The sequence below is a fragment of the Pseudoxanthomonas sp. 134C1 genome, assembly GCF_057773065.1.
Genome location: NZ_JBYMTH010000002.1, coordinates 640995 through 654625, shown reverse-complemented (window position 1 = coordinate 654625; position 13631 = coordinate 640995). Strand labels below are relative to the sequence as shown.

At 67.5% G+C, this 13631-nt stretch carries 17 protein-coding genes; 2 read left to right on the top strand and 15 right to left on the bottom strand.

The window, feature by feature from the left end; genetic code table 11:
• Nucleotides 1-50: 50 nt before the first annotated feature.
• From AC3DEZ_RS06905 to AC3DEZ_RS06835, 15 genes are all read right to left on the bottom strand, one after another.
• The gene (locus AC3DEZ_RS06905; RefSeq protein WP_488387544.1) at nt 51-323 is read right to left on the bottom strand and encodes a hypothetical protein; all 273 of its coding nucleotides are present in this window, start codon (nt 321-323) and stop codon (nt 51-53) included.
• Nucleotides 324-329: 6 nt separating this feature from the next.
• On the bottom strand, nt 330-1103 hold the full coding sequence (locus tag AC3DEZ_RS06900; RefSeq protein ID WP_488387579.1) for a carboxylesterase family protein: 774 nt from the start codon (nt 1101-1103) through the stop codon (nt 330-332).
• A 342-nt stretch (nt 1104-1445) separates the two neighbouring features.
• Nucleotides 1446-2807, bottom strand: a complete 1362-nt coding sequence (gene mgtE, locus AC3DEZ_RS06895) for a magnesium transporter (protein ID WP_447104934.1) — start codon at nt 2805-2807, stop codon at nt 1446-1448.
• Between the two features lie 131 nt (nt 2808-2938).
• A complete protein-coding gene (ptsP, locus tag AC3DEZ_RS06890) occupies nt 2939-4657 on the bottom strand; it encodes a phosphoenolpyruvate--protein phosphotransferase (RefSeq protein WP_488387543.1) in 1719 nt (572 codons plus the stop codon).
• Nucleotides 4657-4926, bottom strand: a complete 270-nt coding sequence (locus AC3DEZ_RS06885; protein WP_447104936.1) for an HPr family phosphocarrier protein — start codon at nt 4924-4926, stop codon at nt 4657-4659. The genes ptsP and AC3DEZ_RS06885 overlap by 1 nt, the downstream gene beginning before the upstream one ends.
• Nucleotides 4919-5311, bottom strand: coding sequence for a PTS sugar transporter subunit IIA (locus tag AC3DEZ_RS06880; protein WP_488387542.1), 393 nt, complete (start codon nt 5309-5311; stop codon nt 4919-4921). Before AC3DEZ_RS06880 ends, AC3DEZ_RS06885 begins: the two co-directional genes overlap by 8 nt.
• Nucleotides 5312-5434: 123 nt before the next feature.
• Complete coding sequence (gene rapZ, locus AC3DEZ_RS06875) at nt 5435-6313, bottom strand: RNase adapter RapZ (protein ID WP_447105219.1); 879 nt, start codon at nt 6311-6313, stop codon at nt 5435-5437.
• A gap of 29 nt (nt 6314-6342) precedes the next feature.
• On the bottom strand, nt 6343-7293 hold the full coding sequence (hprK, locus tag AC3DEZ_RS06870) for an HPr(Ser) kinase/phosphatase (protein ID WP_295378755.1): 951 nt from the start codon (nt 7291-7293) through the stop codon (nt 6343-6345).
• 228 nt (nt 7294-7521) lie between these two features.
• Nucleotides 7522-7839 (bottom strand): ribosome hibernation-promoting factor, HPF/YfiA family, encoded by a 318-nt coding sequence (gene hpf / locus AC3DEZ_RS06865; RefSeq protein ID WP_295378752.1) that lies wholly within the window; start codon nt 7837-7839, stop codon nt 7522-7524.
• Nucleotides 7840-8022: 183 nt separating this feature from the next.
• Nucleotides 8023-9450, bottom strand: coding sequence for an RNA polymerase factor sigma-54 (locus AC3DEZ_RS06860; protein WP_488387541.1), 1428 nt, complete (start codon nt 9448-9450; stop codon nt 8023-8025).
• A 54-nt stretch (nt 9451-9504) separates the two neighbouring features.
• The gene (lptB, locus tag AC3DEZ_RS06855) at nt 9505-10224 is read right to left on the bottom strand and encodes an LPS export ABC transporter ATP-binding protein (protein WP_447104940.1); all 720 of its coding nucleotides are present in this window, start codon (nt 10222-10224) and stop codon (nt 9505-9507) included.
• Nucleotides 10224-10640, bottom strand: a complete 417-nt coding sequence (gene lptA / locus AC3DEZ_RS06850; protein ID WP_488387540.1) for a lipopolysaccharide transport periplasmic protein LptA — start codon at nt 10638-10640, stop codon at nt 10224-10226. The genes lptB and lptA overlap by 1 nt, the downstream gene beginning before the upstream one ends.
• Nucleotides 10641-10710: 70 nt before the next feature.
• Nucleotides 10711-11274, bottom strand: coding sequence for an LPS export ABC transporter periplasmic protein LptC (gene lptC / locus AC3DEZ_RS06845; RefSeq protein WP_488387539.1), 564 nt, complete (start codon nt 11272-11274; stop codon nt 10711-10713).
• Entirely contained in the window at nt 11271-11816 is a 546-nt protein-coding gene (locus tag AC3DEZ_RS06840; protein ID WP_488387538.1) for a KdsC family phosphatase, read from the bottom strand. Before AC3DEZ_RS06840 ends, lptC begins: the two co-directional genes overlap by 4 nt.
• Before the next feature lie 84 nt (nt 11817-11900).
• Nucleotides 11901-12905, bottom strand: a complete 1005-nt coding sequence (locus AC3DEZ_RS06835) for a KpsF/GutQ family sugar-phosphate isomerase (RefSeq protein ID WP_488387537.1) — start codon at nt 12903-12905, stop codon at nt 11901-11903.
• 54 nt (nt 12906-12959) lie between these two features.
• Here AC3DEZ_RS06835 and AC3DEZ_RS06830 point away from each other — a divergent pair, with 54 nt between their 5' ends.
• Nucleotides 12960-13187 carry a BolA family protein gene (locus tag AC3DEZ_RS06830; protein WP_447104945.1) on the top strand — a complete coding sequence of 76 codons (228 nt, stop codon included), beginning with the start codon at nt 12960-12962 and terminating at the stop codon, nt 13185-13187.
• 5 nt (nt 13188-13192) lie between these two features.
• On the top strand, nt 13193-13615 hold the full coding sequence (locus AC3DEZ_RS06825; RefSeq protein WP_488387536.1) for a GFA family protein: 423 nt from the start codon (nt 13193-13195) through the stop codon (nt 13613-13615).
• Nucleotides 13616-13631 lie beyond the last annotated feature (16 nt).

Here is a 13631-nt window from a genome sequence, read left to right as displayed (position 1 = left end):
GGGTTATCGGCGGTGCCGGACGGCAATTGAGGGCAGGGCGACGGGCGGTCCTAGCGCGAACCCAGGTGGCGTTCGGCTTCCTCCAGCAGGGCCAGCTGCTGTACCGCCTCGGGGTGGCCGGCCGCCGCCGCCGCGCGGACCTGCGCCAGATCCGGATGGCGGACGATCAGCAGCAGGTTGCCGCACTCCGGGCAGGCGTAGTCGGTCACCTCGTCCTGCAGGTCCATCTGCATCGCGCGCGAATCGCCCTGCCAGCCGCAGGCGCATTCGTACCGGTGTTCGCGCCAACCGGGGGTGAAGTAGTCGTTGAGCAGTTCGGCCATGGGATCTCAGCGATGCTGTTGGAACAGCCAGGTCCACAGTTCGGGCGTGGCGTAGGCCGGATCCCAGGAGTTGTGGTTGGCATCGGGGAATTCGGTATAGCGCACATCGCCGCCGGCCTGCTTCAGCGCGGCGTCCATCCGGCGCGACTGCTCCGGCGGCACCGCATCGTCCTTGCTGCCGTGGAAAATCCAGATCGGCACATGCCCGAGCCGGCGCGCGGCATCGGCGAACGGGTCCTGCGCGTCGGCGACGCTGTGCGCGACCATGCCGGGGCGCTGGTCGGTCCAGTCCACGGTCAGTCCGCCGCAGATCGGCACCAGCGCGGCGAAGCGCTGCGGCTGTTGCAGGGCCAGCTCCCAGGTACCGTAGCCACCCATGGACAGGCCGGTCAGATAGACGCGATCGGGATCGCCGTTGAACTCTTTCATCGAGGCATCGAGCGCGGCCAGGGCGATGGCGCCGGCTTCCTGCGTCCATTCGGTGTCGGCCGGTGCCTGCGGAATCACCACCACCGCCGGGAAGTCATCGAGATGCCTGCGCAGATGCGGCGGCAGGCCCACCTTCATCTGCAACTGGTTGTCCTCGCCCCGTTCGCCGGAACCGTGCAGGAACAGGATCACCGGCGCCTTGCCGCGACCATGGCCCGCCGGCACGAAAACCTGGTAGCGATGGACCTTGCCGGCGACCTGGACCTCGCGATCGACGAACGCGCCGTGCGAGGACACCGGGCCGCTCGCGCAGCCACCCAGCAACATGGCGGCGGATATCAGGGCGAGCATCAGCAGGACCACGCGAGGGGGAAGGAAGCGGCGTGGACGATCATGGACGGAGCCGGGCAGGGCGGTAGTCATCATGCGGGGGTTCCCAGGGCGACATGGAGGCAAAACGGTGGCATTGAGGGCGGCATGGAACAGCCAGGGCCCATGATGGACCCGGAACGGATGCGCAGCCAGTGCGGGAACAGCGCCGCAGGAAAAATACGTGGCAGTGACCACGGCTCCGGACATGCAGCACCTGCAGGCGCTGCAAAAATCACCGTCCGCACCGGGTTGGCCACGAGGGGGCAGGTACACGATCGGCCCGCAGCGCGGCGCAGCCTGCGGGTTACCGCAACGACCCCGTCACTGCAACAGGATCAGGGTCGCCAGGCCGAGGAAGCTGAGGAAACCCATCACGTCGGTGACGGTGGTCAGGATCACCCCGCCGGCCAGCGCCGGATCGAAGCCGAGCCGCTTGAGCGTGAGCGGCACCAGCACGCCGGCGGTCGCGGCGGTCAGCAGGTTGATGGTCAGCGCACTGCCGATCACCAGCGACAGGCCCAGCTGGTGGAACCACAGATAGACGATCACGCCCAGGCCGATGCCCAGGCACAGGCCATTGATCAGCGCGACCGCCAGTTCCTTCTTCAGCAGGGTCATCACGTTGGACGCGCCGATCTGGCCCAGCGCCAGGCCACGCACCATCAGCGCCAGCACCTGGGTGCCGGCGTTGCCGCCCATGCCGGCGACAATCGGCATCAAGGCGGCCAGCGCCACCAGCTTGGCGATGCTGCCTTCGAACTGGCCGACCACGCTCGCGGCGAGGAAGGCGGTACACAGGTTGATGCCGAGCCAGATCAGGCGGCGCCGGAACGCGCGCCGCACCGGCGAGAACAGATCCTCGTCCTCGTCCAGGCCGGCCGCGCTCATGGCCTGGTGCTCCGCCTGTTCGCGGATGATGTCGACCACGTCGTCGATGGTGATGCGGCCCAGCAGGATGTTGTTGTCGTCCACCACCGGCGCGGAGATCCAGTCGTGGTCGGAGAACTGGCGGGCCACTTCCTGCGCGCTCTCGCCGACGTCGATGGCCGGTTGCTCGTCATCGATCAGGCGGTTGATCGGCGTGCTGTCCTCGTGGGTGACCAGCGAGGCCAGCGAGACCCGTCCCAGGTACTGGTGGCGGCGGCTGACCACGAACAGGTGGTCGGTGTGATCCGGCAGCTCGCCGCGCAGGCGCAGGTAGCGCAGCACCACGTCCACGTTGACGTCGGCGCGCACCGTCACCACGTCCGGGTTCATCAGGCGGCCGGCGGTGTCCTCGGGGTAGGAGAGCACCTGTTCCAGACGCTCGCGGTTCTCCCGGTCCATCGACTTGAGGACTTCGTCGATGACGGTATCGGGCAGATCCTCGACCAGGTCGGCCAGATCGTCGATGTCCAGGTCTTCGACCGCGGCGATGATTTCGTCCGGGTCCATGTCCGCCAGCAGGCTCTCGCGGACCTCGTCGCCGACATGGACCAGCACCTCGCCGTCGTCCTCGGCATCCACCAGGCCCCAGACCACCTCGCGTTTGCCGGGCGGCAGGGATTCCAGCAGATTGCCGATTTCAGCGGGGGCGAGGGTGTTGACGAGCCGGCGCACAGGCCCCAGCCGGCCGCTGTCGAGGGCGTCGGAAAGGAGGCGCAGTTGGCGCGCGGTCTTGTCGTGGCGGACGGCTTCGGCCATGCAGTGCTCCGAAACGGGGCCGATCCGCAGGACGGATGCGACCGTGGCATCAGATGTTCATGGCGGCATTATCGCCTGCCGTTGAGATTATGGACACCCCACACGGGGCATTTTCTGCGTGGTTGCCGCGATCAGGCCGAAGCGGATTTCAGCCAGCGCTCGATGCCGGCGCGGTCCCGGACCTTGAGCAGCTTCTCGGTGGAGGCCTGCAGGGCGGCCCAATCGCTGCCGCGGATCACGCGGCGCAGTTCCAGCAGCGTGTTGGGATGCAGGCTGAACTCCCGCAGGCCCAACGCCAGCAGCAGCGGTGCCAGCCGGGGATCGCCGGCCATCTCCCCGCATACCGCCACGGGTATCTCATGGGCCTGGCCGATCGTGATCACGTGCCGCAGCAGGCGGATCACGCCCGGGTGCAACGGGGAGTACAGCTCACCCAATGCCTCGTTGTTGCGATCGGCGGCCAGCAGGTACTGCACCAGATCGTTGGTGCCGATGGAAACGAAATCCACCACGTCGACGAAGCCATGGATGGCGATCGCCGCGGCCGGCACCTCGATCATCGCGCCGAGTTGCACCTGGCCGGCGATTTCAAGTCCGCGCCTGCGCAACTGGGCGGAGACGCGCTTGATCAGGCGCCGGATCGCCAGGATCTCCTCGCGGCTGCTGACCATCGGAATCAGGATCCGCACCGGTCCGTAGGCCGAGGCCCGCAGGATGGCGCGCAACTGGGTGTCGAACACGCCGTCGCGGGCCAGCGACAGGCGCACCCCGCGCAAGCCGAGCGCGGGATTGTCCTCGTCGTCCAGCACCAGTCCGGTCCGATCGGCCTTGTCCGCGCCCAGGTCCAGCGTGCGGATGGTCACCGGACGGCCGCTCATGCCCAGCACCACGTCGCGGTAGGCGCGGAACTGCTCGTCCTCGTCCGGCAGCTCGTTGCGCTGCAGGAACAGGAATTCGGTGCGGTACAGGCCGACACCCGCGGCGCCCAGCGCATGCGCCCGCGCCACGTCGTCCAGCGACTCGGCGTTGGCGTACAGCGCGATGTCCATGCCGTCGCGGGTGCGGCTGGGCTTGGAACGCAGGCGGCCCAGCTCGCGCTCCTCGCGCGCGACCTCGCGCAGGCGTTCGCGATAGCGGTGCAGGTCGGCCGCGTTCGGATCCACCACCACCCGTCCGGTGGTGCCGTCGACGATCAGCGCGTCGCCGTCGTTGATCCGCTGCAGCGCCTGCGCCGCGCCGACGACCAGGGGCATGTGCAGGCTGCGCGCCAGGATCGCGCTGTGCGAGAGCGCGCTGCCGGCGGCGGTGACGATGGCGACCACGCCCTGCGATTGCAGTTGGGCCAGTTCGGAAGGGGCGATGTTGTCGCAGACCAGGATGTCGCCGGCCACGCCCTCGGCGTCGACCGCGCGCTGTTGAAGGTGCGCGTGGATGCGGCCGATGACGTGATCCAGATCGTCCATCCGGCTCTTGAGATAGGCGTCATCCATGTCGTCGAACACCGCCGCCAGACGATCCCGCTGCAGTCGCAGGGCGTAGTCGGCGCTATAGCGGCCGGTGCGGATCAGTTCGTCGAGGCCGTACAGCAGCTCCGGGTCGTCGAGCAGCAGGGCGTGCAGGTCCAGGAATTCGCCGACTTCCCTGGCAAGGGCGCCGTGCAGTCGATCGCGCAGGCGGTGCATTTCCTCGCGGGTGGCGTCGACCGCCAGGTGCAGGCGTTGCAACTCGGCCTCCACCGCGTGGGCGGGGATGCGCTGTTCGGCGACTTCCAGCGCGTGCGGCAGCCGGACCCGGGCGCGTCCCAGCGCGCTGCCGCGCGATGCGCCATGGCCCGACAGCAACGTCCGCATCAGGCGTCCTCGTCGAACCGTCGTTCGAACAGGGAAGCGACCGCGTCCATGGCGGCGGCTTCGTCCTCGCCGTCCACCCGCACGATCACCGGCGTGCCCTGGCCGGCGGCCAGCAGCATCACGCCCATGATGCTCTTGGCGTTGACCTCGCGCCCCTTCGCCGCAAGCGTGACGTTGCAGCGGAAGCCGGCCAGGGCCTGGACCAGCTTGGCGGTCGCGCGGGCGTGCAGGCCCAGGCGGTTGGAAACGGTGAGTTCGCGTTCAAGCATCGTCGTGGATGACTCCATTGCGTGCGCCGGCGGCCGCGGTCGCCGGCAGTTCGTCCAGTCCCTGTTCCGAATAGTTCATCACCCGCAACAGCATCGGCAGGCTCAGCGCGGATACCCTCCGGATGGGCGTGCCCAGGCGCGCCAGCTTTCCGGCCAGGTTGCTGGGGCTGGCGCCGTACAGATCGGTCAGCACCAGCACGCCATCGCCTCCGTCGACCCGTCGCAGCGCGGCCGAAGCCTGCGGCAGCAGCACGTCCAGATCGGCGTCGAACGGCACCTCGAAGGCTTCCGCCTTCAGGGGCAATTGACGCAACAGGGTCGCCGCGACGGCCAGGATGGACACGCCGATGCCGGGATGGGTAACGAGGAGGATGCCACAAGCCATTCCGGAACGTTAACAGACGGGCATGACATGCCGGAAGCGGTTTTCGCGGGACGCGGCGTTGCGCGTGAAGGCCGGGTCAAGGGCGGCGCGGACAGACTCACCGGCCGCGCCCGATGACCGCGTCTAGTCAAGTTCGCGATGGAAGGTGGCAACCTCTTCCCAGCCCTGGTTGCGGGCATGCTGGGCCAGGGTCTCGGCCAGGTAGACCGAGCGATGCTTGCCGCCGGTGCAGCCGAACGCGATGGTGACGTAGCTGCGGGTTTCCCCGCGCAGGCGCGGCAACCAGGTGTCGAGGAACTGGCTGACCTGGCCGACGTACTCGGCGACCTCCGGCTGGGAACGCAGGTACTCGCGCACCTTGGGATCGCGGCCGGAATAGGGACGCAGTTCCGGGTTCCAGTGGGGATTGGGAAGCACCCGGGCGTCGAATACGAAATCGGCGTCGCCAGGCACACCGCGCTTGTAGGCGAAGGATTCGAACAGCAGCGACAGGGCGGCGCCGCGGTTGAGCGCGAACTCGGCAATGATGCGCCGGCGCAGCTGGTGCACGTTGAGCTGGCTGGTGTCGATGACGACGTCGGCGGCCTCGCGCAGCGGCGCGGTGATTTCGCGCTCCCGGCGGATGGCTTCCTGCAGCGACACGCCGGTCTGGTTGTGGCTGAGCGGGTGCCGGCGACGGGTATCGGAATAGCGCCGCAGCAGGATTTCCTCGGCGGCGTCGAAGAAGATCAGCGTGCCTTCCAGGCCCAGTTGCGCCAGCGCCGCGCGCCACTGCGCCAGCTTGCCCAGTTCGGCGTGGCCGCTGCGGGCATCGATGCCGACCGCGATCTTCTGCGGCAGGGTGTCGCCCTTCATCAGGCTGCGCACGAACGACGGCAGCAGTTCGACCGGCAGGTTGTCGACGCAGTAGTAGTCCAGATCCTCGAAGGTTTTCAGTGCGACCGACTTGCCCGAACCGGACAGCCCGCTGACGATGACAACGGTGGGAGGAGTCGCCTGCACCGCCGGGGGGATCTCGTCTCCCGGGGAACTCATGGCGTACTCCGCTCCAGCAGGTTGCTGTGGCGGGCGATGAACATCGCCGCGGGATCGATGCCCTTGGTGCGCAGGATGTGCAGACGGGTGGCCGCTTCGGTCAGCACCGCCAGGTTGCGGCCCGGCATCACCGGCAGGGTGATCAGGGGCACGTCCAGGTCGAGTACGTGGCGGGTGCCGGAATCGCCGGTCAGGCGCTCGTAGCCGTGTGGATTGGGCTCGGTCATCGGTCGGGTCAGATGCACGATCAGGCGCAGGTACTTGTTCTTCTTGACCGCGGTATCGCCGAACATCTCGCGCACGTTCAGCACGCCCAGACCGCGGACTTCCAGCAGATCCTGCAGCAGTTCGGGACAGGTGCCGTCGAGTACGTCCGGGGCGATCTGGGTGAACTCGGGCGCATCGTCGGCGACCAGCCGGTGGCCGCGGCTGAGCAGCTCCAGCGCCAGTTCGCTCTTGCCGGAACCGGCTTCACCGGTGATCAGCACGCCGATGGAATAGATCTCCATGAACACGCCGTGGAGCGTCACCCGCGGCGCCAGCGTGCGCGCGAGGTGATAGGAAAGATGATTCAGCAGTTCGTGCCCGCGCTTGGGCGAGATCCACAGCGGCGTATCGGTTTCGTTGGCCGCCTCGCGCAGGTCCTCCGGGCACTGCTGGTTCTTGCTGATGACCAGCGCGAGCGGACGGAAGTGGACGATCTTCTCGATCGTTTCCCAGCGCTGGCGGGAATCCAGCGAATCCAGCCAGGTCAGTTCCTCGGTGCCCAGGATCTGCACCTTGTTGGGATAGACCGCGTTGAGGTATCCGGCCAGCGATGGCCGACGCGCGATGGTGTCGCCGGCTTCGAGGATCCGGTTCTCGCCCTTCTGGCCGGCCACCCAGCGCAGGGCCAGCTTCTCTTTCTGCTGCTCGAAGAGTTCGCGTGCGGTGATACTGGTATTCATCATGCGGCGAGAACGGACAGGGAGGAGAGGAGCACGCGCGCCGGAACGGCGTGGCATGGATACATCCGGGGCAAAACGAAATCTTCCCGCCCGGACGCGTCGGCGACACGGGCAGGGGGAGTGTAATCCGGAGGGAACGGAACTGCTAATGCAGTGTGAAGAACGCGGTCCTGCCCTTGCCCGGACCGCGATGGTCGCAGGCAAGGGCGGTTGGGGGCGGGAACCGCGTCAGCCGACCGCTTCCACGCGCGTGCCGCGCTGGACGTCGGTCTTCTTTTCCTTGTGCTTGACCAGCAGGCGATCGAGCTTGTCAGCCAGGATGTCGATGGCGGCGTACATGGTCTGCGCGCCGGCGTCGGCGTGGAGGGTACGGCCCGCGAGGGATACGGTCGCTTCGGCGACGTAATCGGGTTTGCGCGTACAGAGTTGGGTACGAACTTCGAAGGGTTGGTCGAAATGGCGCTCCAGGCGCTTCAGCTTGGTTTCCACGTATTCGCGCAGGGCGGGAGTGACTTCGATTTCATGCCCGTAGGTCTCGATACGCATCGCTTGCCTCCTTCTGTCGGTGATGCAGTGCTGTCGGCACTGCGAAGAACGCGTTGTCGTGTTCTATGACAACGGAATCGGGTTCGGGTTCCAGACATCTCCGGCAGCGCGGCCAATCGCCGCACTGACAAGATGGATCCGATCCCGGTGGCGATCAAGCGCCTGCGGACGAAAAGTGATGTTTCAGTCCAGGCGCACGCGTTCGTGCGATGACAGGATGTGCAGGGCTTCACGGTATTTGGCCACCGTACGCCGTGCCACGGGGACGCCCGAGGCTTTCAGCAGATCAGCCAGCTTGGCGTCGGACAGCGGCTTGCGCGGATTTTCCTGTTCGATCAGGCGCCGGATCATGGCCTGGATCGCGGTGCTGGAGGCCTCGCCGCCGCCCTCGGTGTCGATGCCGGAGGCGAAGAACGCCCGCAGGGGCAGGGTTCCACGTGGGGTTCGCACGTACTTGCGGGCGATCGCGCGTGAAACCGTGGATTCGTGCAGACCGACTTCGCCGGCGACTTCGCGCAGGGTCAAGGGGCGCAGCGCCTGTTCACCGAACTCCAGGAAGCCGGACTGTTCGCGAATCAGGCAGCGGGTGACCTTGAGCAGCGTTTCGCCCCGCGCTTCCAGGCTCCTGAGCAGCCAGCGGGCTTCCTGCAACTGGCCCTTCAGATAGCCGGCGTCGCTCTCGCCGCACTGCCGGATCATCTGTTCATAGCCCCGGTGTATGCCGATGCGGGGCAGCGTGTTTCCGGCCAGCGCGGCCCGCCAGATCCCGCGCTGGCGCCAGACCACGCAGTCGGGGACCACATAGGTATCGCTGCCGAGTTCACCGATCTGGGCGCCGGGCTTGGGATCCAGGGTGCGAAGCAGGGCCACCGCGGTTTCGACCTCGGGCACGGGTTGCCTGAGTTCGGCGGCGATGCCGGCGATCCCGCTGCGTGGCAGCCGATCCAGCGGACCATCGGCGATCCGTATCGCCAGGGCCCTGCCGGGTGTGTCGTCGCTGAGCACGGCCAATTGCAGACGCAGGCATTCGCCCAGCGAACGCGCGCCGACGCCTACCGGATCGAAGCGCTGCAACTGATGCAGGACCACGCCGATCTCCTCCTCGTCGACGTCCAGTTCGGGCTTCAGGGCCTCGGCGATGCCGGCGAGGGGCTCGCGCAGGTAGCCATCTTCCTCCAACGCATCGATCAGTGTGCTGCCGATGCGGCGATCACGCGGGGAAAGATGGGAGAGGTGCAACTGCCAGAGCAGGTGATCGCGCAGGGTGTCGGCTTCGGCGATCCGTTCGGCGGCGCTGCCGGGGTCGTCATCGTCGAAGGAGCCGCCCCCCGAAGTGGCCCACGGCCCTTCGTCGGGCGCCCAATCGTCCCCGGCCGGACCCTCGTCGTCGTGGCGGGTTTCCTGGGCCTCGCCGTTCGCTTCCGTCGACGGTCCATCCTCGCCGGTGGCGGGGGCGTCGTCGGTCCAGTCCAGCAGCGGATTGGATTCCACGGCCTGGGTGATTTCCACTTCCAGTTCCGCGGTCGACATCTGCAGCAAACGGATGGCCTGACGCAGCTGCGGCGTCATGACCAGTTGCTGTCCCAGCGATGTCTGGAGGCGTGGTTTCATCCGATGTCCGAAGGCGACGGCATGGCCTGCGGTCCGGGTGGTGCGGCATCGCCCTCAGAGACGGAAAGTTTCCCCCAGGTACACGCGCCGCACATCCGGATTGGCCAGCAGCGCGTCCGGTGCCCCCTGCGCCAGCACGCTGCCCTCGTTGAGGATATACGCCCGGTCGCAGATTCCCAAGGTCTCGCGCACGTTGTGGTCGGTGATCAGCACGCCGATGCCCCGGTTCTTGAGGTGCTTGACGATGCGCTGGATTTCGCCGACCGAGATGGGGTCGACACCGGCGAACGGCTCGTCCAGAAGCATCAGGCGGGGCTGGGCCGCGAGGGCGCGGGCGATTTCGCAACGCCGCCGCTCGCCGCCGGACAGGCTGGCGCCCAGCTGGTCGGCGACGTGGCTGATCTGGAGTTCGTCCAGCAGCGAGGCCAGTTCCTTCTCGATGCCTGCCCCGTCCAGGTCCTCGCGCAGTTCCAGGACCAGGCGGATGTTGTCGGCCACGCTCAGCTTGCGGAACACCGAGGGTTCCTGCGGCAGGTAACCCACCCCCAGCTTGGCGCGCTGGTACATCGGTTCGGCGGTGATGTCCTGGCCGTCCAGTTCGATCCGGCCGGCGTCGGCGGCCACCAGGCCGACAATCATGTAGAAACAGGTGGTCTTGCCGGCGCCGTTCGGCCCCAGCAGGCCGACCACTTCGCCGGCTTCCAGGCTCAACCCGAAATCGCTGACGACCTTGCGCTGGCGATAGGTCTTGCGCAGGCCCTGTGCGGTCAACATCACTTGGTGCCCTGCGGTTGCGCCGACTTCGGCTTGATCACGGTCCGCACGCGGGTGCCGTCGCCGCCGCTTTCCATGTTGCCGGTCTTGGTGTTGTAGACCATCTTCTGGCCGCTGTTGGAGCCGCGCGGCGATTTCACCGTGTAGTTGCCGATGAAGGTGATGGTTTCGGTCGCCATGTCGTATTCGACGCGATCGGCGGTGGCGTCCATCCAGGAGCCATCGTCCATCTGCTGTTTCAGCTTGACCTGTTGGCCGGTGAACACGGCGCGGGAGATCTCGCCATTGTTCATGAAGATCTCGCCGGCGCTGGAACGGATGTCCAGCGAGCCCTGGACGACGGTCACGCCCTTGCTCAGCACGATCTTGCTGTTGCCTTCGTAGGAGCCGTTCTGGTGGCCGGCATCGATGATCATGTCCTGGTTCCGATCGGACGACTTGGCCCAGACCGCGGCACAGGCCAGCAGGAGCGGAAGCAGCAGGGCGCTAGCGCGCAGACTTGGGTGCATAGACACTTTTGACCTGGGATTTGAATTCGTAGGTTTTGTTCTTCAGGTGCGTCTCGAAGCCGACGCCACTGAGTATAGAACCGGGCCGGGTGATGGTAACCGCCAGTTCGGTGGTCGCCAGATTCTTGTCCGGGAAGATGTCCAGCCGTTGGGTCCTGAACACCGTTGGCGGGGGGGCGTCGGTCGGGCTGGTGCCCTGGACGTCCGTGAGCAGCCGCAATTCGGAGTGATCCGGGCTCATCCAGCCGGTCTTGGAACGCATCTGCCAGTACTTGCCCTCGCTGTCGGGCAGCAGGAACAGCGGAGTGGTGATCGACAGGCTTTCGTCGGCCGGGTTGCGGTGCATCTCCGGGGCGCGCAGGGTCACCGCTTCCTTGCCCTGCTTGTCGAGGGCGACGACTTCGAAGTCATGCATGACGTAGTCGGACCGGTCGGGCCCGGCGGCGACGGCTTCCGGACGGGCGCGCTGCTTCCATGCCGACCAGCCGCTGAAGATCGCGGCCACCAGCAGCACCAGGCCAATGGTCAGGCGCCAGTTCATGCGATGCCCTCCCACAGGCCGGCGGCGTGGCCTTGCGCCCCCAGCAGCAGATCGCAGGCCTCGCGGGCGGCGCCGCGACCGGCGCGGGCGCGGGTGCGCCAATGGGCGTGGCGGGCGGTCCAGGCATGGGCATCGGACGGCGCGATGGCGAGGCCGACCGCGCGCAGGGGTGCCAGATCGGGCAGGTCGTCGCCCATGAAGGCCACCTGCGCACGATCCAGGCCGAGCTCGGCACAGAGGGCGTCGACCTGGGCCAGCTTGTCCTTGACCCCGACATGGATGCGCACGCCCAGTTCGCGCGCCCGCCGTTCGGCGGCAGGACTGTGGCGGGCGGTAATCAGCGCGACTTCGACCCCGGCGCGCCGCAGCAGCACCAGGCCCTGTCCGTCATGGATGTGGAACGCCTTGGACTCCCGCCCCTCGTCGTCATAGATCAGGCGGCCATCGGTCAGCGTGCCGTCGACGTCGAAGCAGGCCAGCCGTATCCCCCGGGCGCGGGCGATCAGGGCATCGTCGATGTCGGCGAGATGGGACAGGGGCATGGTTAGGGCGGACTGGTGAATCGAAAGGGAGAACCGGAGCGGGAGGGGCGGATTCCCCGCCGCCCTTTCCGGTTCCGGGGCTTCTTAGACCACGCGCGCGCGCAACAGGTCATGAATGTTGAGGGCGCCGACCGGCCGTTGTTCAGCGTCGACCACGATCAGACCGCTGATTTTATGGGTTTCCATCATGCGGGCGGCCTCCACGGCCAACTGGTCGGCACCGATGGTCTTGGGCTGGCGGGTCATCAGGTCGGCGATGCGGGCGTGGCGGATGTCCAGGGCGGGGTTGTCCAGGGTCCGGCGCAGGTCGCCGTCGGTGAACAATCCCACCAGACGTTGCCCCGCGTCCACCACCGCGGTCATGCCCAGGCGCTTGCGGCTCATTTCCATCAGCGCTTCGCTCAGCGTCGCGCCCTCGGTCACCCGGGGGACGTCGTCGCCGGCATGCATGACGTCGGTGATGTGCAGCAGCAGGCGCCGGCCGAGACTGCCGGCCGGATGGGAACGGGCGAAGTCGTCGGCGGTGAAACCGCGGGCTTCCAGCAGGGCCACCGCCAGCGCATCCCCCATCGCGAGGGTCGCGGTGGTGCTGCTGGTCGGCGCCAGATCCAGCGGACAGGCTTCGGCCGGGACGCTGACGTCCAGATGGATGCTGCACTCCCGGGCCAGGGTGGACGCGGGCTTGCCGGTCATGGCGATCACGGTGTTGCCCTGGCGCTTGAGCACCGGCAGCAGCATCAGCAGTTCGTCCGACTCGCCGGAATAGGACAACGCCAGCACCACGTCGGCGTCGGTGATCATGCCCAGATCGCCGTGACCGGCCTCGCCGGGGTGCACGTAGAAGGCCGGGGTGCCGGTGGAGGCCAACGTGGCGGCGATCTTGCGGGCGATGTGCCCGGACTTGCCCATGCCGGTGGCGACGACCCGGCCGTGGCAGGCCAGGATGGCGCGGCAGGCCGCCGAAAAGCCGCCGTCGATGCGGTTGGCCAGCGCGGTCAACGCCTGCGCCTCGATCTCGATCACCCGTCGCCCGCTCGCGACCAGTTGGGCGTCCTGCACGGCCGGGTTGGAGGAGAGCGTCTGGGGCATGCGGGAGCCGGGCGGAGGGATAGAATAGGCGGCCATTTTATTAGGAAATGCCTGTTGGACACCGAAACCATACGTAAACTCATCGAATCCGGCCTGCCGGGCGCGCAGGCGCAGGTCGAGGGAGCGGACGGAGTGCACTTCGAGGCGACGGTGGTGGCGGAAGCGTTCCGCGGCAAACTGCCGCTGGCCCGGCACCGGATGGTCTACGCGACCCTGGGCGACCTGATGGGCGGCGCCATCCACGCGCTGGCCCTGAAGACGGTCACCCCGGACGGCAAATAGGCCGGATGACGGCGCAGTCCGCCCCGGTCGCTTCCGGCAGCTGCCTGTGCGGCGGCATCCGCTACCGCGTGCGCGGCGGGCTGGGGGCGATGGTGGTCTGCCATTGTTCGCGATGCCGCAAGGCCAACGGTTCGGCGTTCCAGGCGGTGGTGCCGATCGCGACCGCCGGTTTCGAACTGCTGGAAGGGACCGAACTGCTGGCGGGATACGAATCCTCGCCCGGTGTCCACCGGATGTTCTGTCGCCGCTGCGCGTCGCCGTTGTACAGTCGCCGCGACGCGATGCCGGAGCAGCTGCGGCTGCGCGTGGGCAGCCTGGATACCCCCTTGTCCGCCGGGCCCGCGATGCACATCTTCGTGGGTTCCAAGGCGGACTGGTACGAGATCCACGATCGTGCCGAGCAGCATCAGACCCGTCCCGGCGAATGAGCCGGACAACTCTCCC

Excerpts from the sequence above, each read along its gene's own strand:
- AC3DEZ_RS06905 (WP_488387544.1), bottom strand. The coding sequence starts at position 323 with ATGGCCGAACTGCTCAACGACTACTTCACCCCCGGTTGGCGCGAACAC.
- AC3DEZ_RS06900 (WP_488387579.1), bottom strand. The coding sequence starts at position 1,103 with ATGCTCGCCCTGATATCCGCCGCCATGTTGCTGGGTGGCTGCGCGAGC.
- mgtE (WP_447104934.1), bottom strand. The coding sequence starts at position 2,807 with ATGGCCGAAGCCGTCCGCCACGACAAGACCGCGCGCCAACTGCGCCTC.
- ptsP (WP_488387543.1), bottom strand. The coding sequence starts at position 4,657 with ATGCGGACGTTGCTGTCGGGCCATGGCGCATCGCGCGGCAGCGCGCTG.
- AC3DEZ_RS06885 (WP_447104936.1), bottom strand. The coding sequence starts at position 4,926 with ATGCTTGAACGCGAACTCACCGTTTCCAACCGCCTGGGCCTGCACGCC.
- AC3DEZ_RS06880 (WP_488387542.1), bottom strand. The coding sequence starts at position 5,311 with ATGGCTTGTGGCATCCTCCTCGTTACCCATCCCGGCATCGGCGTGTCC.
- hprK (WP_295378755.1), bottom strand. The coding sequence starts at position 7,293 with ATGAATACCAGTATCACCGCACGCGAACTCTTCGAGCAGCAGAAAGAG.
- hpf (WP_295378752.1), bottom strand. The coding sequence starts at position 7,839 with ATGCGTATCGAGACCTACGGGCATGAAATCGAAGTCACTCCCGCCCTG.
- AC3DEZ_RS06860 (WP_488387541.1), bottom strand. The coding sequence starts at position 9,450 with ATGAAACCACGCCTCCAGACATCGCTGGGACAGCAACTGGTCATGACG.
- lptB (WP_447104940.1), bottom strand. The coding sequence starts at position 10,224 with ATGTTGACCGCACAGGGCCTGCGCAAGACCTATCGCCAGCGCAAGGTC.
- lptA (WP_488387540.1), bottom strand. The coding sequence starts at position 10,640 with ATGATCATCGATGCCGGCCACCAGAACGGCTCCTACGAAGGCAACAGC.
- lptC (WP_488387539.1), bottom strand. The coding sequence starts at position 11,274 with ATGAACTGGCGCCTGACCATTGGCCTGGTGCTGCTGGTGGCCGCGATC.
- AC3DEZ_RS06840 (WP_488387538.1), bottom strand. The coding sequence starts at position 11,816 with ATGCCCCTGTCCCATCTCGCCGACATCGACGATGCCCTGATCGCCCGC.
- AC3DEZ_RS06835 (WP_488387537.1), bottom strand. The coding sequence starts at position 12,905 with ATGCCCCAGACGCTCTCCTCCAACCCGGCCGTGCAGGACGCCCAACTG.
- AC3DEZ_RS06825 (WP_488387536.1), top strand. The coding sequence starts at position 13,193 with ATGACGGCGCAGTCCGCCCCGGTCGCTTCCGGCAGCTGCCTGTGCGGC.